The following is a 17135-nucleotide window of genomic DNA, read 5'->3' on the forward strand; positions in this document are numbered from 1 at the left end:
CACGGCGTGCGGGGCCGCCTTACAGGTCGAACTCGGCCGGCGGGAGCTCCAGGGTGTAGCACGCCTCGCGGACCATGGCCTGCTCGGTCTTGTCGAAGTTGCCGTCGGCGCCTCCGATCACGATGCCGATCTGGATCACGGCGCGCGCCTCGGCGGGCTTCTTCTTGGCCTTGGCGACCTCCTGCATCACGCTCACCTTGCCGAAGTCGAAGTCGGTGGTGAGCTTGTTGAGGTAGTCGTTGAAGCGCCGCTGCAGGTCCTCGGCCGGGAAGTTCTGCAGCACGTCATTGGTGGCGATCAGCTGGGCGACGCGCTGCCGCTCGGACGGCTCGACCGAGCCGTCCGCCGCCGCCACCAGGGCACACATCGCCATGCTCGCGTCGCGGAACGCGCCGCTCTTCAAGTCGTTCTTCTTCTCGACGAGCTGAGTCTGCATCGTCTGGGCGGATTCCTTGATGCGGTCCCACAGGGCCATGGCCACTCACACTCCATAGGGTCGTCAGCATCTACAGTTGTGTAGAAGTTAGCAGGCTGGGTCGGTCAAGGCCGGGCGGATCGGCCCTCTTCATCGCTCTGTGAACTTCCCGGAGGGGTAAAGAAGTTCCCAAGTCGAGGAGGTGAAGGATGCGCTGGGCTGGGCGTAAACCGTCGTACGCGAGAGCTGAGCCTTTTCGGGCGAGGCTCGGCGGGCGCCACTATGGTGCGTGGAATGTTCCACTCCGCAACCCCCCACCGAAACCTGGAAAGAGGCGGGATGTTCCCCGCGGGTTCCCCGGGAGGGCGTATGTGATGAACGTCTCGTCCTTACTGCCCGCGCGGCGGGCACCGGCGACCCCGCCCCCCGAGGCGGTACCGGCCTCGTCCCCCGCGCCGAAACAACGTGACGCGTTCTTCGACAACGCCAAGTACCTGGCGATCGTGCTGGTCGCGATGGGACATGCGTGGGAGCCCCTGCGGGGCGGCAGCAGAGCGGCGGCCGCGCTCTATATGACCGTCTACACCTTCCATATGCCGGCGTTCGTGCTCATCTCCGGCTACTTCTCACGGAGTTTCGACGTCCGGCCGGACCGGCTCAGGCGCCTGATCACGGGGGTCGCCGTCCCGTACCTCCTCTTCGAGGTCGCGTACACCCTCTTCAAGCGGTGGGCGGACGACGATCCGTCCTATCCGATCACCCCGCTCGACCCGTGGTACCTGACCTGGTTCCTGATCGCGCTCTTCGTCTGGCGGCTGACCACGCCGCTGTGGCGGATCGCCCGGTGGCCGGTGGCGCTGGCGCTCACCGTCGCCGCGCTCGCCACCTGCTCCCCGAACATCGGTGACGACCTCGATCTGCAGCGGGTGCTGCAGTTCCTGCCCTTCTTCGTGCTGGGGCTGCACCTGCGGCCGGAGCACTTCCGGATGCTGCGCCGACGCGGGGTCAGACGGCTGTCCGTGCCCGTGGCCGCCGCCGCGGTGGTCTTCGCCTACTGGGCCGTGCCGCGGATGAACCCGGCGTGGCTCTACCGCCGGGACAGCGCGCAGGAGCTCGGTGCGCCGTGGTGGGCCGGGCCGGTGATGACGTTCGCGCTCTTCGGCTGCTCCATGGTGCTCACCGTGTGCTTCCTCGCCTGGGTGCCCCGGCGCCGGATGTGGTTCACGGTGCTCGGCGCGGGGACGCTGTACGGCTATCTGCTGCACGGCTTCCTCGCCAAGGGCTCCCGCTTCTGGGACTGGTACGACCACCCGTGGCTGCACCGGCCGCTGGGGGAGATCGCGGTGACGGCGGTGGCGGTGGCCGTGGTGACCGCCCTGTGCACACCGCCCGTCCAGCGGATGTTCCGGTTCGCGATGGAGCCGCGGATGGAGTGGGCCTTCCGGCCGGCCGCGCGCTCCGGCGGCGGGACCGCCGCCGACCGGGCCCGGGCCGACCGGCCCGACAGCGCATTCGTGTGACTAATGGGGCTTTCGGATAGGCCGGGAGTGGCATGGGTAGCCCGTAGCCGACCCCGGTCCGTAGCCGGACGGCTACGGGTCACCGTCGCACGGAGAGGTGCCGGCCCAGCAGTGACACAGCCCTTTCAACTCCCCGAGTTCTACATGCCGTACCCGGCCCGGCTGAACCCCCACCTCCAGGAGGCACGGGAGCACTCCACCCGGTGGGCCCGCGCGATGGGAATGCTCGAGGGCTCGGGGATCTGGGAGCAGGAGGATCTCGACGCCCACGACTACGCCCTGCTGTGCGCCTACACCCACCCCGACTGTTCCGGCGCGGAGCTCTCGCTGATCACGGACTGGTATGTGTGGGTCTTCTTCTTCGACGACCACTTCCTGGAGACGTTCAAGCGCTCCCAGGACCGTGTGGCCGGTAAGGCGTATCTCGACCGGCTGCCCGCCTTCATGCCGATGGACCCGGCCGCCGGGACCCCCGAGCCCACCAACCCGGTCGAGGCGGGGCTCGCGGATCTATGGGCGCGCACGGTGCCCTCGATGTCGTCGGACTGGCGGGCCCGGTTCCGGGAGAGCACCGAGAATCTGCTCAACGAATCGCTCTGGGAGCTCTCGAACATCAACATCCACCGGATCCCCAATCCGGTCGAGTACATCGAGATGCGCCGTAAGGTCGGCGGCGCGCCCTGGTCGGCCGGGCTGGTCGAGCATGCGGTGGGGGCCGAGGTGCCGGCGGTGATCGCCGGGTCGCGGCCGATGCGGGTGCTGCGGGACGCCTTCGCGGACGCGGTGCATCTGCGCAACGACCTGTTCTCCTACCAGCGGGAGATCGAGGACGAGGGCGAGCTCAGCAATGGCGTCCTGGTCCTGGAGACGTTCCTGTGCTGCACCACCCAGGAGGCGGCCGACTCCGTCAACGAGCTGCTCACCTCGCGGCTGCGGCAGTTCGAGGACACCACGCTCACCGAGCTCGGCCCGCTCTTCGCCGAGCACGGCCTGGACCCGGTGGCCTGCGCGGGCGTCCTCGCCTACGTCAAGGGGCTCCAGGACTGGCAGTCCGGCGGCCAGGAGTGGCATATGCGCTCCAGCCGCTATATGAACGGGGCTCACGGCGCGAACGAAGCGGGCGGCGCTCACGCCGCCGACGAGGCGAGCGGCACCGGCCAGGCGGCCATACCCGGGGCGTGGTCCCCCTTCGCGCTCAGCGGCCTCGGCGTCTCCGCGGCGAGCCTGCCGGTGACCACCGGCCGGGCGGAGGTGGCCAGGGCGCGCACGTTCAGCCATGTCCCGTTCCAGCGGACCGGGCCGTCCCTGCTGCCGGACTTCTTCATGCCGTTCCCCCTCCGGCTCAACGCGCATCTGCCCGCCGCCCGCCGCCATCTGACCGACTGGGCACACCGGATGGGCATCCTCGAACCGCAGCCCGGCATCCCCGGTGCGCAGGTCTGGGACGAGGAGCGGCTGCTGGCCGCCGATCTCCCGCTGTGCGCGGCGGGCATCCACCCGGACGGCTCCCTGGACGAGCTCGACGTGGCGTCGGGCTGGCTGGCCTGGGGCACCTACGCGGACGACTACTACCCGGCGGTCTTCGGCCGCACCCACGACCTGGCCGGAGCCTGGGCGTGCAACGCCCGGCTCGGGGAGTTCATGCCGCTCGACATGGGCCCCACCCCGGCCCCGGCGACCGCGCTGGAGCGATCGCTGGCCGATCTGTGGACCCGTACGGCGGGCCCGATGGAGGACGCGGCGCGCCGCGATCTGCGGCAGTCCGTCGAGGACATGACCGAAAGCTGGCTGTGGGAGCTGGCCAACCAGACGAAGAACCGGATCCCCGACCCGGTCGACTACATCGAGATGCGCCGGCACACCTTCGGCTCCGACCTCACCATGAGCCTGTGCCGGCTGGGGCGCGCACGGCGGGTGCCGCCCGAGATCTACCGCAGCGGCCCGGTCCGGTCGCTGGAGAGCGCCGCCATGGACTACGCGACGCTGCTGAACGACGTCTTCTCGTACCAGAAGGAGATCGAGTTCGAGGGCGAGATCCACAACGGCGTCCTCGTCGTCCAGAACTTCTTCGACTGCGACTATCCGACCGGGGTCGCCGTCGTGAACGATCTGATGACGTCCCGGATGCGGCAGTTCCAGCATGTCGCGGAGCATGAGTTCCCGGTGCTCTACGACGATTTCGGCCTGGCGCCGGAGGCCCGGCGGGCGATGGACGGCTATGTGCGGGCGCTGCGCCACTGGATGACCGGGATCATGAACTGGCACCGGGAGGTCCCGCGCTACCGCGAGGCGGAGCTGCTCCGCGCGCGGCGGCGGCCGGTCGGGGCCGGGGCCGGATCGGGAGCGCGGCCGGTGGCCCCGTGGCACGGCCCCACCGGGCTCGGCACCTCGGCCGCGCGGATTCCGGTGCCCGCCGGGGCGGCCGGAGCACGTCCGTAAGGGGCTCGGGGCCGGCCGCCCCGCCGTGACCGACGGGACACGGCGGGGCGGTCGCTTGCCGGCCTGACCGGGCCGACCGGCCTGACCCCGGCCGTCCGGACCGATGTCCCGGCCCCAGGTGCTCTTCCCTCGACCGGCCGCTTCCCGAACCATGGGTTCTGCCCCTGGGCCCCGTAAGGAAGGCGAGCGACCGTGACGACGACGGATGACGACCTCTGCTTCAGGACCGCGCTGGACCTCAGCCGCCTGCTGCGCACCCGCGAGCTGTCCGCGCGCGAGCTGCTCGAGGCCCATCTGGCCCGTATCGAACGGGTCAACCCGGCCGTCAACGCGATCGTCACGCTCGTCGCGGACCGTGCCCGCGAGGCCGCCGAACGGGCCGATGAGCGGATCGCGGCGGGGGAGGAGCTCGGGCCGCTGCACGGGCTGCCCATCGCCCACAAGGACACCCACAACACCGCGGGCATCCGCACCACCCATGGCTCGCCGCTCGCCGACGGCGTGCCCGACCAGGACGATCTGCTGATCGAACGGATCCGGGCCGCCGGGGCGATCACCATCGGCAAGACCAACGTGCCCGAGTTCGGGGCCGGGTCACACACGTTCAACCCGATCTTCGGTGCCACCCACAACCCGTACGACCTGGGCCGCAGCGCGGGCGGCAGCAGCGGGGGCGCGGCGGCCGCGCTGGCCTCCGGCATGATCCCGATCGCGGACGGCAGCGACACCGGCGGTTCGCTGCGCAATCCGGCCTCGTTCTGCAATGTCGTCGGTCTGCGCCCGTCGCCCGGGCGCGTCCCCGGCTGGCCCGCCGCGACCGCCTGGAGCACGCTCAACGTCAGGGGCCCGCTGGCCCGTTCCGTGGCCGACGCCGCCCTGCTGCTGTCCGCCGTCGCCGGACCCGACGCACGGTCGCCGATCGCCCTGGAGGAGCCCGGCGCACGCTTCGCCCGCCCCCTGGAGCGCGATCTGACGGGGCTGCGGGTGGCCTGGTCGCCGGATCTCGGGGGGCTGGTGCCGGTCGAGCCCGAGGTGGCCGCGGCGGTCGAGTCGGCGGTCGAGGTCTTCGGCGACCTCGGCTGCGTCGTGGAGCGGGCCTGCCCGGACCTGACCGAGGCCGAGGAGGTCTTCCGTACGCTGCGCGCCTCGATGTTCGAGGTCGCCTTCGGCGCGCTCATGGACCGCCACCCCGACGGGCTGAAGCAGACGATCCGGGAGAACACCGAGGAGGGGCGCAAGCTCAGCGGGCCGGACGTCGCCCGCGCGGAGGTGCTGCACACTCAGCTCTACCACCGCGTCCGGGAGTTCTTCGGCCGCTATGACGTGCTGCTGCTCCCGGTGAGCCAGGTGCTGCCCTTCGACGTCGGCATCGAGTACCCGACCGAGGTCGCCGGGGTGGCCATGGACGACTATCTGGACTGGATGCGCTCGGCGTATCTGATCAGCTCGACCGGCAGCCCCGCGCTGTCCGTACCGGCCGGGTTCACACCCGGCGGGCTGCCCGTCGGGCTGCAGATCGTCGGGCCGCACCGGGCGGACTTCGCGGTCCTCCAGGTCGGCCACGCCTTCGAGCAGGCCACCGGGCACTGGCGGCGGCGCCCGGCGGGCATCGGGTGACCGAGGGCGCACACCAGGGCGGCGGGGCGGTGCCGCGTCCGGCCGCCACCGCCGATGATGACGTTCCACGCATTGGAAGGAGCACATCCGTGCCCTCTGCCACCGGCCCGTCCCGCCCTCCCCGCAGCGCCATCGTCATCGGCGCCGGCATGGTCGGCCTCGCCACCGCCTGGTCGCTGCGGAACCGCGGCGTCGAGGTCACCGTCGTGGAGCGGCGTCACCCCGCGGCCGGGGCGTCCTGGGGGAACGCCGGCTGGCTGTCCCCGGCCCTGACGCTGCCGCTGCCCGAACCGGCCGCGCTCCGCTACGGGCTGCGCAGCCTGGTCTCCCCCGAGTCGCCCGTCTACATACCGCCCCGCCCCGATCCCCGGCTCGCCCGCTTCCTGCTCTCCTTCACCCGGAACTGCACCCCGCGCCGCTGGCGGGTGCTGGCCGCCACCTTCGCCACGCTGAACCGCCGGGCGCTGGAGGCGTACGACGCCCTCGCGGCGGACGGCGTCGCCGAGCCGACCCGGCCCGCCGAACCCTGTCTGCTCGCCTTCCGCACCGCGGCCGAGCGCGCCGCGATGGCCGAGGAGCTGGAGCGGGCCCGCGCGGCCGGTTTCTCGATCGCGTACGAGCAGATCGACGGGGACCGGGCCCGCGAGCTGGAGCCGACGCTCGGCGACGGCATCGGTGCGGCCCTCGAACTCCACGGCCAGCGCTATCTGAACCCGGGGAACTTCGTCGGCGCGCTGGCCGACGCGGTGCGCGAGCGCGGCGGCGAGATCCTGGAGGGGACGGAGGTGTCCGGAATCCGGGACCTCGGGCAGGGCGTGGCCGTCGCCACTTCCCGGGGCCAACTCCGCGCGGACGTCGCCGTCGTGGCCACCGGCGCTTGGCTGGACGGGCTGGTCCGGCCGTTCGGGGTGCGGGTGCCGGTCCAGGCCGGACGCGGCTACAGCTTCAGCGTGCCGGCCGAGGGCGCCCCCACCCGCCCCACGTATCTGGCCGCCCAGAAGGTCGTCTGCACCCCGCTGGGCGAGGGCCGGGTGCGGGTCGCCGGGATGATGGAACTGGCGCCCGTGGAACGGCCGGTGGACCCGCGCCGCATCCAGGCGATCATCGCGGCGGCCGGTCCGCTGCTGCCCGGCATCGACTGGGAGGCCCGCAAGGACACCTGGGTCGGCGCCCGCCCCTGCACCCCCGACGGACTGCCCCTGGTCGGCCCGACCGCCTCCCCGCGCGTCTACGTCAACGGCGGCCACGGCATGTGGGGTGTGGCCCTCGGCCCGCTCAGCGGACGGCTGCTGGCCGACGCCATCGCGACCGGCACCTCCCCGGCCGAACTGGCGCCGCTGCATCCGCTGCGCTGATCCGCGGCCGTCCCCGGGCTCAGCCTCCGATTCTCTCCCTGTCGTCTCCTGTCGTCCGCTGTCGTCCGCTGTCGTCGCGTCGATCGTCCGAGGGCATGTTTTGGCGCAGCACTCTCGGAAACCCGCCGTGGTGAGCGACACGACCACATCGAAAGGAGTCACCGATGAGCACCGTGCGGGAGTCCGTCGAGGTTGGGGTTCCGCTCCACACCGCCTACAACCAGTGGACGCAGTTCACCGAGTTCCCGAGGTTCATGGAAGGTGTGGACCAGGTCACCCAGGTGGACGAACGCCACAACCACTGGGCGACCTCCATCGCCGGTGTGCACCGGGAGTTCGACACCGAGATCGTGGATCAGCTTCCCGACGAGCGCATCGCATGGCGGACCACCTCCGGTGAGGTGCAGCAGCAGGGCCTGGTGACCTTCGAGCCCCTCGACGAGCGCCACACCCGGGTCAATCTGGCCCTGGTCTTCCAGCCGAGCGGGATGGCGGAGAAGGCCGCGGACATGACCGGGACGCTCGACCGGCGGGTGAAGGGGGACCTGCGGAGGTTCAAGGACTTCATCGAGCGGCGGGGCGAGGCGGAAGGCGCCTGGCGCGGCCGGATCTCCCCCGGCTGACCCCATCGCGCGGTCGGCTCTCCCCCGGCCGACCGTACCGATTCCGTCCGTCCATGAGGGCGCCGACCGCACCGGTCGGCGCCCTCAGGCGCGTCCCATCCCTCAGATCTTGCTCATCCGGTCATACCGGGAGCAAGCTGGATGTATGGGTGTTCAAACGGCGCCTACGCTGATCACATCCGTACAGCGGGCCTTCCGGCTGATGGAGGCGGTGGGCGCGCATGAGGGCGGTGCGCCGGCCAAGCGGCTCGCACGGGAGACGGGGCTGCCGCTGGCGACCACGTACCACCTGCTGCGGACGCTGGTCCACGACGGCTATGTGCGCCGGCTGGACGACGGCGGTTTCGTGATCGGCGACAAGCTGCGCACCCTCGAGTCCGGAAGCCGGGAACAGGCGCTGCTCGCCCGGGTCCGGCCCACCCTGACCGCGCTGCGCGACGAGCTCTCCGCCGCCGCCTACCTCACCTTCTACGACGAGGGCGAGATCCGGGTCGTGGACATCGTGGACGGCCCGCAGGCACCCCGGGTCGATCTGTGGGTGGGGTGCGAGGAAGCCGGGCACGCCACCGCGCTGGGCAAATGCGTACTGCGCGAGCTGGACGACGACGCCCGCCATGACTATCTGTCCCGCCATCCGCTCGTCGATCTCACCCCGCGCACCGTCACCCGCTCCGACGATCTGCTGCGCCGGCTGGACTCCCCGACCGGCAGTCCGCTGGTCGCGGACCTGGAGGAGTACGCCCTGGGCACGGTCTGCTTCGCGGTGCCGATCTCCTACGGGGACCGGATCGGCTCGCTCGGGATCTCGCTGCCGGCGGACCGGCTGGCCCGGCTGGCCCGGCTGGATCCGCATCGTGAGCGGTTCCGGACCCATCTGGTCCCGACGGCGAACCGGGTGAGCAGGCACCTCTCGCTCACTATCTGAAAACGCCGCCCTTGCCGAACCTATGGAATCGCTGTTTCTCTGGATGTAACGGACATTTCCGGTATCACTTGTCCCCAGTGGAAGAGAGCAGCGAAGCAGGTCATGTTCCCGGCCCGACTCCGCCCATCCGACCCTGACCACCCTGACCAGCTGATCGGCCGTCGGCACCTCGCCCCCGCGGTCCCCGTCGTCATCATTTGTGGGGTGGCCCTGCTGGCCCTCGTCACCTCGGAGGGGCTGGCCTGGCTGCCCCTGCTCGCCGTCGGCCCGGCGCTCGCCGCCGCGCAATGCGGACCGTACGGGGTGATCCGCATCGGGCTGCTCGCCGTGGCGGTGGGCGCGTTCCTGGGCACCCAGGGCGCGGAGCCGGTGCGCACCCAGGCGATCCTGCTGGCCACGCCCGCCGCCGTGGCCCTGGCGAGCTGTGGGGCCAGCGCCCTGCGCAGACGTCGTGAGCGGGTCCTCGCCGACGTCCGCTCGGTCGCCGAGGCCGCCCAGAACGCCCTGCTCCAACCGGTGCCCTCCCGGGTCGGCCAGTTCCAGGTGGCCGTCCGCTACAGCGCCGCTGCCGCGGAGGCACGGGTGGGCGGCGATCTCTACGCCCTGCTGCCCACCCCGTACGGAATCCGGCTGATCGTCGGCGATGTGCGCGGCAAGGGGCTGCCCGCGGTGAGCACCGCCGGGCTGGTGCTCGGTGTCTTCCGCGAGGCCGCCTACGACGAACCCGATCTGCTCGACGTCGTCGCCAGGATCGAGCGCAGCCTGTCCCGCAACCTGGCACCCGACGACTTCGTGACCGCCGTGGTCGCCGGATACCCCAGCGACGGCCGGATGGAGCTCGTCAACTGCGGACACGCCCCGCCGCTGCTGGTCGGCGAGTCCGGGGTCATCGCCGTCGAGCCCACCCACCCGGCCCCGCCGCTCGGTCTGGCCTCCCTGGGCGGCGATCGGCCGAGCCTCCAAGTGGTGCCGTTCGCGGGCGGGGACCAGCTGCTGCTCTACACCGACGGGGTCATCGAGGCGCGGGACCGCGGCCGGGAGTACTTCCCGCTGCTGGAGCGGGTGCCGCGGCACGTCTGCGACGAGCCGTCCCGCACGCTCGCCTCGCTCCACGACGAACTGCTGACCCATGTGGGCGGGCGGCTCCACGACGACGCGGCGCTGCTGCTGCTCCGCAAGCCGGTGCTGGGCGCGGTGCGCGCGGCGGTCGACATGCCGTTGGCGTCGTCGGCGTGAACCGCATGCGGCTGAGCGGAGCCGTGCAGCAGGGCGCGACGGCTCAGACGACGCCCTGGGCGGCCATCGCCTCCGCCACCCGCACGAAACCGGCGGCGTTCGCGCCCAGGGCGTAGTCGTCGGGAGAGCAGTCGTAGCGGTCGGCGGTGGTGCGGCACAGGGTGTGGACCTCGGTCATGACGGCAGCGAGGCGGGCCTCGGTCTGGGCGAAGGTCCAGCGCTCGCGGGAGGCGTTCTGCTGCATCTCCAGGGCGGAGGTGGCCACCCCGCCCGCGTTGGCGGCCTTACCGGGGCCGAAGAGCACATCGGCCTCCCGGAAGATCTCGATCGCCGCCGGGGTGCAGGGCATGTTGGCGCCCTCGGCCACGGCGAGTACGCCGTTCTTGACCAGGGCGATCGCGCTCTGCTCGGTCAGCTCGTTCTGGGTCGCGCAGGGCAGGGCGACCTCGCAGGGCACCTCGAAGACCGAACCCCGGCCGGAGAAGACGGCGCCCGGCTTGGCGGCCGCATAGGCGTCGATCCGCTCCCGGCGGACCTCCTTGATCTCCTTGAGCAGGGCGAGGTCGATCCCGTCCGGGTCCATCACATGGCCGGTGGAGTCGGAGCAGGCCACCACCCGCCCGCCGAGGGCGTGGACCTTCTCGATGGCGTAGAGGGCCACATTGCCGGACCCGGAGACGACGACCGTAAGGCCGTCGAAGTCCTTCTTACGGGTGCGCAGCATCTCCTGGGCGAAGTGGACGGTGCCGTAGCCGGTGGCCTCGGTACGGGCGTGCGAACCGCCCCAGCCGACGGGCTTGCCGGTCAGCACACCGGCCTCGAAGCGGTTGGTGATCCGCTTGTACTGGCCGAAGAGATAGCCGATCTCACGGGCGCCCACCCCGATGTCCCCGGCGGGCACATCGGTGTGCTCGCCGAGATGGCGGTACAGCTCGGTCATGAAGGACTGGCAGAACCGCATGACCTCGCCGTCCGAGCGGCCCTTGGGGTCGAAGTCCGCACCGCCCTTGCCGCCGCCGATGGCCAGGCCGGTCAGCGCGTTCTTGAAGATCTGCTCGAAGCCGAGGAACTTCACGATGCCCAGATTGACGCTGGGGTGGAAGCGCAGGCCGCCCTTGTAGGGGCCCAGCGCGCTGTTGAACTCCACCCGGAAGCCCCGGTTGACCTGCACCTCGCCGTCGTCGTCCACCCAGGGCACCCGGAAGACGAGCTGCCGCTCGGGCTCGCACAGCCGCTCCACGATCCGGGCGTCCAGATACTCCGGATGCGCGCCGAGCACGGGGGCGAGGGCCGGCAGCACCTCGCGCGCCGCCTGGTGGAACTCGGACTCCCCGGGGTTGCGGTGCACGATCTGCGCGTAGACGGCCTCGATGCGGGCGCTGACATCCATGGGTGACTGATGCCTCTCTGTTGTCTTCTGTCTCATATGCCGGTCCTGTGAGGATGTCCAGGATCTTGTCCCCGGCGGGGTTCACCACGGCGGCGCGCCCAGGGAGTCGCTCGCGGACCGGGAAGATCAGGCGATGGTGGAGCCTGCTCCACCCCGGGGCGGGGGCCGTACCACCTGCGGGTACGGGACTGTGCTCTCTCCCGCGCGACCGCGCCCGTTCCTAGCGTTCTCGGTGACCGGCGGACCCGTTCGATCCGCCCGGAGTCGACGGAGGGGCGGACCGATGAAGAGGCAGTGGCGCGGCCGTACGACGGCCACCGCGGAGCGGACGGGGACCTGGCACCACGCCCTGACCCTGGACGGAGTCACCCGGGAGTACCGGCCGGGGGCCGTGGCGCTGCACCCCATCCATCTGACGGTGCCGCGCGGACGGTTCCTCGCGGTGATGGGCCCCTCGGGGTGCGGGAAGTCGACCTTGCTGCAGTGCGCCGCCGGGCTCGACCGGCCGACCGCGGGCACGGTGCGCATCGGCGGCACCCAACTGTCCTCGCTGAACGAGGCGGCGCTGACCCGGCTGCGGCGGGAGCGGATCGGCTTCGTCTTCCAGGCGCACCACCTGGTGCCGTCGCTGAGCGTCGCGGAGAACGTCGCCCTGCCGCTGATGCTCGGCGGCGAGAGCCCCGGCGACCGGCACCTGCGGGCACTCGCGGCAGTCGGGCTGGCGGACCGCGGCGGCGCCGTGCCGTCGGAGCTGTCCGGCGGGCAGTGCCAGCGGGTGGCGATCGCCCGAGCGCTGGTGACCCAGCCCGACATCGTCTTCGCCGACGAGCCGACCGGGGCGCTGGACCCCGCCGCCGCGGAGGAGGTGCTGACGCTGCTGCGGCAGGCCGTCGACCGTGACGGCCATACGGTCGTCATGGTCACCCACGACCCGTTCGCCGCCGCCTGGGCCGACGAGGCGCTGTTCCTGATGCGGGGAAAGCTCGTCTGGCGGCAGGAGCGGCCGGAGGCGGCCGACATCCGCCGCGTCCTCAAGGAGCTGGGAGGGCGGACGGCATGAAGGTCACCGCCCTGCTGGCCGCTCGCGCCGGCCGTGCCCACCGTAAGGCGTGGACCGCCGTCTTCGCCGCGCTCACCCTCACCTCCCTGCTGCTCGGCGCCTTCGGGCTGACCCTCGCCTCCGCCTGGAGCGCACATCCACGGGTGGAGCGGTACGCCGGGGCCGACCTCGTCGTGGCCGGCGACCAGACCACCCGCTTCAGCGCGGTGTCGCTGGGCGACCGCGAGACCGTGAGCGCCGGACTCACCGAACGGGTCCGGATCCCCCGTACGGCGCTGACCGCGGTGCGCGCGGTGCCCGGGGTGCGGGCGGCCGTCGCCGATGTGGAATTCCCGGTGGGCCGCGCGGGGCGGTCCGCCACCGGACGGCCCTGGGAGGCCGCCCGGTTGGCGCCCTACGCGCTACGGGCGGGGCGCGCCCCGCAGCGCGCGGGCGAGGTCGTGACGGGCGGCGCGGGCCGCGTCGGGGCGCGGCTGACGCTGCGCGTGGGCGGCCGCGACAGGGCGTACACCGTCGTGGGCGTCGCCGAAGGGCCCGGCTCCGCCGTCTGGTTCACCGGCTCCGAGGCCCGCCGCCTGGCCGGCCACCCTCAGGCGCTGGACGCCGTCGGGGTCGTCGCCGAACCCGGCACGGACCCGGGGGAGCTGGCCGGGCGGGTGCGGAAGGCCCTGGAGGCGGCCGGTGTCACCGACGTCGGGCACCGCGCGGACGGCGACCCGGCGGCCGTGCGCGTCCTGACCGGGGGCGAGCGGGGAGAGGCCGAGTTCCTGGCCGCCGCGCCCGCCCGCGACGAGCTGCTGGCGGCGCTCGGCTCCGTGGCCGGTGCCGTCGTCCTGGTGGCGCTGCTCGTGGTCTCGTCGACCATCGTCCAGGCGCTGCGGCAACGCTCCCACGAACTGGGCCTGTTGCGGGCGGTCGGCGCCACCCCGGGACAGCTGCGCGGCGCCGTGGGCCGGGAGGTGGGGCGGGTCGCGGCCTGGGCGGCGCTGGCGGGCGCGGCCGGGGCGGTCCCCGCGTACCTGGGGCTGCGGGCGCTGCTGGAGGCCCGGGGCGCGCTGCCCGCCGGACTCGAGCTGACGCTTCCCCCGCTGCTGTGGCCCGCGCCCCTGGTCACCGCCGCCGTGACCGTCCTGGTGGCCGGGATCGCGGCGCTCATCGGCTGCTCCGGGACCGCCAAGCTGCGCCCGGCGGAGGCGCTGCGCGAGCGGGCACCCGGCAGCGCGCGCCGCATCACGGGGCTGGTGCTGCTGTTCGTGGGCGCGAGTTCGGCCGGGACGGCCGCCCTCCAGCAGGGCGCGACCGCCGCGGCCGCGGCCGGTGGGGCGGCGGTGACGATGGTGATCGCCTGCGCGGTGCTCGGACCGTGGATCGCCGAGGGCGCGATGCGGCTGCTCGGCGCTCCGCTGCGGCTGTTCGGCCCCGGCGGCCGCCTCGCCGCCGCCAACTGCGCCGCGTCCGCCCACCGCCTGGGCGCGGCGATCACCCCGATCGTGCTGGTCACCGCGTTCGCCGGGGTCCAGCTCGCCGGGGGCGCGACCATGACCCACGCCGGGGACGCCCAGGCCCGCCAGGTGCTGCGCGCCGATCTCGCGGTGCGCGCGGACGGCGGGCTCCCGGCCGGTGCCGTCGAGCGGATCCGTGAGGTCCCGGGGGTACGGGCGGCGACGGAGGCCGTCCCCGGCACGGTGCTCCTCGCGGGGAGCCAACTCGGCGCGCCCGAACTGGAGCGGCTGCCGGTCTTCGGCGTCACCCCGGAGCGGCTGACCCACACTCTCGACCCGGGCGTGCGGGACGGGGACCTCGCCCGGCTGCGGCCCGGCACGGTCGCCGTCGGCGCCGACCGGGCGGACTCCCTCGGCGCACGGCCCGGCTCCACGGTGACCCTGCGGTTCGGCGACGGCCAGGAGACCCGGCTGCGGGTCGTGGCGACCTACCGACGCTCGCTCGCGCTCGGGGACTTCCTCCTTGCCCGCGAGGATCTGCTGCGCCACACCTCCCTGCCCGCCGCGGGCCGGATCCTGGTCGCGACCGCGCCCGGTGCCGACCGTAAGGCGGTCACGAACGCCCTGACGCGTGCGGTGCCCGGGGCCCGTGTGGAGCGGGACCCGGCCCCGGTGCGGGGCGAGGCGGCGGAGCAGGCGCTGGCCGAGGTGGTATCGGTCGCGGTGGTCGGGGCGGTCGGCGGCTTCACGGTGATCGCCGTCCTGAGCACCCTCGCCCTCATCGCCACCGGGCGCCGCCCCGAGCTGCGCCTGCTCCGGCTCGCGGGCGCGGGCCGCGGCCAACTGCGCCGCATGCTCCGCCTGGAGGCGGCGGCCACGGTGGTGACCGGCCTGGTGGTGGGCGCGGCCGTGGCCGCCGTACCCCTGCTGGCCTTCAGCCTGGCCATGGCGGGCACCCTGCCGTACCTGCCCCCGGTGCAGGCCGCGGTGATCGTCTCGGTGGTGGTGCTGACGGCGGCGGCGGGGTCGCTGCCGCCGGTATGGACGACGCTGCGAGGCCGGTATCCGCGGTCTTCGAGCGCCTGATCCGCGGTCTTCCAGCTCTTGATCCGCGCTCTTCCAGCCCCTGAGCCCCGCTCCTCCAGCCCCTCCGGCGTTTGAGGAGGCGCGGGCGCGGCGGGGGCGGTACACCCCAATCTTCCAGCCCCTCCGGCGTTTGAGGAGCGGGGTCCGGGGCGGAGCCCCGGCGGGGGTGAGGGGCGGAGCCCCCTCGCCCTACCCCTTGTTCAGATACGCCAACACCGCCAGCACCCGCCGATGCCCACTATCGCTGGGCGGCAGCCCCAGCTTCGCGAAGACATTGCCGATGTGCTTGCTCACCGCCCGCTCCGAGACCACCAGCGTCCGAGCGATCGTGGTGTTGTCCCGCCCCTCCGCCATCAGATGCAGCACCTCGCGCTCGCGCGGCGTCAAGGAGTCCACCGGATCGTCACGGCGCCGGGTCATCAGCTCCTTGACCACCTCGGGATCCAGCGCCGTACCGCCCGCGACCACCCGTTCCAGCGCGTCCAGGAACTCCTCGACCCGCCCCACCCGGTCCTTCAGCAGATAGCCGAGCCCGCCCGCGCCATCGGCCAGCAGCTCGGTCGCGTAGGTCTCCTCGACGTACTGCGAGAGCACCAGCACCGGCAGACCGGGGATCTCCCGCCGCGCCGCGAGCGCCGCGCGCAGCCCCTCGTCGCGGAAGCCCGGCGGCATGCGGACGTCGAGCACGGCCGCGTCCGGACGGTGTTCGAGGAGGGCGGGCAGCACCTCGGGGCCGCTGGAGGCGACCGCCACCACCTCGTGCCCGGCGGAGTTCAGCAGCAGGACCATGCCCTCCCGCAGCAGAGCGTTGTCCTCGGCGATCACCACACGCACGGCAGCTCCACTTCGATCAGCGTCGGCCCCCCGGCGGGGCTGGTCATCTCCACGGTCCCGTCGAGCGCCGCGACCCGGCGCCGCATGCCGAGAAGCCCGCTGCCGCCCGCCGGATCGGCCCCGCCCCGCCCCTCGTCCCGTACCGCGACCCTCAACCTATCCTTCCTCCGCACGAGCTCGACCGACGCCCGCTCGGCCCCGCTGTGCTTGGCCGCGTTGGTCAGCGCCTCCGCGATCACGAAGTACGCGGCCGCCTCGACCGCCGCCGGTGCCCGGGGGCCGTCCTCCACCCCGTCGTCGTCCACCGACACCTCGAGCCCGCTGCCGGCCGCCAGTGCCCTTACGGCGCCCACGAGTCCGCGGTCGGTGAGGATCGGCGGATGGATGCCGCGCACGACATGGCGCAGCTCGGTGAGGGCCTCCTCGGCCTGGTCCTGCGCGTCCTCCAGCAGCTTGTGCGCCGCGTCGGGGTCCTTGTCGTACGCCCGCCGGGCCAGTCCCACCCGCATCGAGAGCGCCACCAGACGCGCCTGCGTACCGTCGTGCAAGTCCCGCTCGATGCGGCGCAGTTCGGCCCCGTGGGCGGCGACGGCGCCGGCCCGGGTCTCGGACAGCTCCTCCACCCGCTCGGCGAGCCGGGCGGTGCGCAGCGCCTCCGGCGACGGCAGCAGCAGCGCCCGCGACCACGCCGCGTCGAGGTCGACGAGCCGCTCGATCAGCGGCAGCACCACGGCCCGCTGCTTCAGCAGCCCGCACCACACCCCGTCGACCATCAGCCCGACGACCCACACCGGCATCGCGCAGCAGGCCAGCAGCCAGCCGTAGACCGCGTGCGCCCCGAGCCAGCGCAGATCGCGGTAGGTGGCCGGATCCCCGACCGCCGTCCGCACCCGCGCGAACGCCTCCCCGTTCAGCGGCTGGTACACCTCGGGCACCGGCTCACCGGTCCAGGCGCCCACCCACCGCCGCTTGTACCCGGCCGTCTTGCGCACCAGCAGTACGGACTCGGGCAGCACCCCCGCGCCCACGACGGTGACCATCGCGACGGCGGCGAAGATCGCCACCCCGATGAACAGATACGAGGCCAGGGCGATCCCCGCCCCCCGCAGCAACTCCACCGAGGCCCGCACCGCGCGCCACACCGTCTCCCGCATGGCGGTCAGGCTAAGTGACGGGGAGGGTTCACGGCAGCG

13 protein-coding genes are annotated in these 17135 nt (G+C 72.9%); 9 read left to right on the plus strand and 4 right to left on the minus strand.

The genetic code is table 11. The features are described from left to right. Positions 1–19: 19 nt before the first annotated feature. Positions 20–475, minus strand: a complete 456-nt coding sequence (locus J8403_RS22800; protein WP_211128382.1) for a tellurite resistance TerB family protein — start codon at positions 473–475, stop codon at positions 20–22. 314 nt (positions 476–789) lie between these two features. Here J8403_RS22800 and J8403_RS22805 point away from each other — a divergent pair, with 314 nt between their 5' ends. The 7 genes from J8403_RS22805 (at position 790) to J8403_RS22835 (ending at position 10130) form a co-directional block, all read left to right on the plus strand. Then, positions 790–1935 carry an acyltransferase family protein gene (locus J8403_RS22805; RefSeq protein WP_211124784.1) on the plus strand — a complete coding sequence of 382 codons (1146 nt, stop codon included), beginning with the start codon at positions 790–792 and terminating at the stop codon, positions 1933–1935. 111 nt (positions 1936–2046) lie between these two features. Next, positions 2047–4374 (plus strand): terpene synthase family protein, encoded by a 2328-nt coding sequence (locus J8403_RS22810; protein ID WP_343245306.1) that lies wholly within the window; start codon positions 2047–2049, stop codon positions 4372–4374. Positions 4375–4566: 192 nt separating this feature from the next. After that, positions 4567–5991, plus strand: coding sequence for an amidase (locus J8403_RS22815; protein WP_211124785.1), 1425 nt, complete (start codon positions 4567–4569; stop codon positions 5989–5991). 89 nt (positions 5992–6080) lie between these two features. Next, positions 6081–7346, plus strand: a complete 1266-nt coding sequence (locus tag J8403_RS22820) for an NAD(P)/FAD-dependent oxidoreductase (RefSeq protein WP_246585942.1) — start codon at positions 6081–6083, stop codon at positions 7344–7346. A 164-nt stretch (positions 7347–7510) separates the two neighbouring features. Beyond that, the gene (locus J8403_RS22825; protein WP_211124786.1) at positions 7511–7969 is read left to right on the plus strand and encodes an SRPBCC family protein; all 459 of its coding nucleotides are present in this window, start codon (positions 7511–7513) and stop codon (positions 7967–7969) included. 145 nt (positions 7970–8114) lie between these two features. Then, a complete protein-coding gene (locus tag J8403_RS22830; RefSeq protein ID WP_211124787.1) occupies positions 8115–8894 on the plus strand; it encodes an IclR family transcriptional regulator in 780 nt (259 codons plus the stop codon). Between the two features lie 102 nt (positions 8895–8996). Then, positions 8997–10130 (plus strand): PP2C family protein-serine/threonine phosphatase, encoded by a 1134-nt coding sequence (locus tag J8403_RS22835; protein ID WP_246585943.1) that lies wholly within the window; start codon positions 8997–8999, stop codon positions 10128–10130. 43 nt (positions 10131–10173) lie between these two features. On the opposite strand, the gene gdhA is transcribed toward J8403_RS22835, so the two are convergent. Continuing rightward, complete coding sequence (gdhA, locus tag J8403_RS22840) at positions 10174–11520, minus strand: NADP-specific glutamate dehydrogenase (RefSeq protein ID WP_211124788.1); 1347 nt, start codon at positions 11518–11520, stop codon at positions 10174–10176. Positions 11521–11803: 283 nt separating this feature from the next. Here gdhA and J8403_RS22845 point away from each other — a divergent pair, with 283 nt between their 5' ends. Both J8403_RS22845 and J8403_RS22850 read left to right on the plus strand, forming a co-directional pair. Continuing rightward, complete coding sequence (locus tag J8403_RS22845) at positions 11804–12580, plus strand: ABC transporter ATP-binding protein (protein ID WP_211124789.1); 777 nt, start codon at positions 11804–11806, stop codon at positions 12578–12580. Beyond that, complete coding sequence (locus tag J8403_RS22850) at positions 12577–15108, plus strand: FtsX-like permease family protein (RefSeq protein ID WP_211124790.1); 2532 nt, start codon at positions 12577–12579, stop codon at positions 15106–15108. Before J8403_RS22845 ends, J8403_RS22850 begins: the two co-directional genes overlap by 4 nt. A 189-nt stretch (positions 15109–15297) precedes the next feature. Here J8403_RS22850 and J8403_RS22855 read toward each other — a convergent pair whose 3' ends face one another. Together J8403_RS22855 and J8403_RS22860 are read right to left on the minus strand one after the other, a co-directional pair. Then, entirely contained in the window at positions 15298–15942 is a 645-nt protein-coding gene (locus J8403_RS22855; RefSeq protein WP_211124791.1) for a response regulator transcription factor, read from the minus strand. Beyond that, the gene (locus J8403_RS22860) at positions 15930–17096 is read right to left on the minus strand and encodes a sensor histidine kinase (protein ID WP_211124792.1); all 1167 of its coding nucleotides are present in this window, start codon (positions 17094–17096) and stop codon (positions 15930–15932) included. Before J8403_RS22860 ends, J8403_RS22855 begins: the two co-directional genes overlap by 13 nt. Positions 17097–17135: the final 39 nt, after the last annotated feature.

Source organism: Streptomyces yatensis (genome assembly GCF_018069625.1).
GTDB lineage: Bacteria > Actinomycetota > Actinomycetes > Streptomycetales > Streptomycetaceae > Streptomyces > Streptomyces yatensis.

Coding starts and splice junctions, on each gene's coding strand:
- J8403_RS22860 (WP_211124792.1), bottom strand. CDS start 17,096: ATGCGGGAGACGGTGTGGCGCGCGGTGCGGGCCTCGGTGGAGTTGCTG.
- J8403_RS22800 (WP_211128382.1), bottom strand. CDS start 475: ATGGCCCTGTGGGACCGCATCAAGGAATCCGCCCAGACGATGCAGACT.
- J8403_RS22825 (WP_211124786.1), top strand. CDS start 7,511: ATGAGCACCGTGCGGGAGTCCGTCGAGGTTGGGGTTCCGCTCCACACC.
- J8403_RS22835 (WP_246585943.1), top strand. CDS start 8,997: ATGTTCCCGGCCCGACTCCGCCCATCCGACCCTGACCACCCTGACCAG.
- J8403_RS22830 (WP_211124787.1), top strand. CDS start 8,115: ATGGGTGTTCAAACGGCGCCTACGCTGATCACATCCGTACAGCGGGCC.
- J8403_RS22850 (WP_211124790.1), top strand. CDS start 12,577: ATGAAGGTCACCGCCCTGCTGGCCGCTCGCGCCGGCCGTGCCCACCGT.
- J8403_RS22845 (WP_211124789.1), top strand. CDS start 11,804: ATGAAGAGGCAGTGGCGCGGCCGTACGACGGCCACCGCGGAGCGGACG.
- gdhA (WP_211124788.1), bottom strand. CDS start 11,520: ATGGATGTCAGCGCCCGCATCGAGGCCGTCTACGCGCAGATCGTGCAC.
- J8403_RS22805 (WP_211124784.1), top strand. CDS start 790: ATGAACGTCTCGTCCTTACTGCCCGCGCGGCGGGCACCGGCGACCCCG.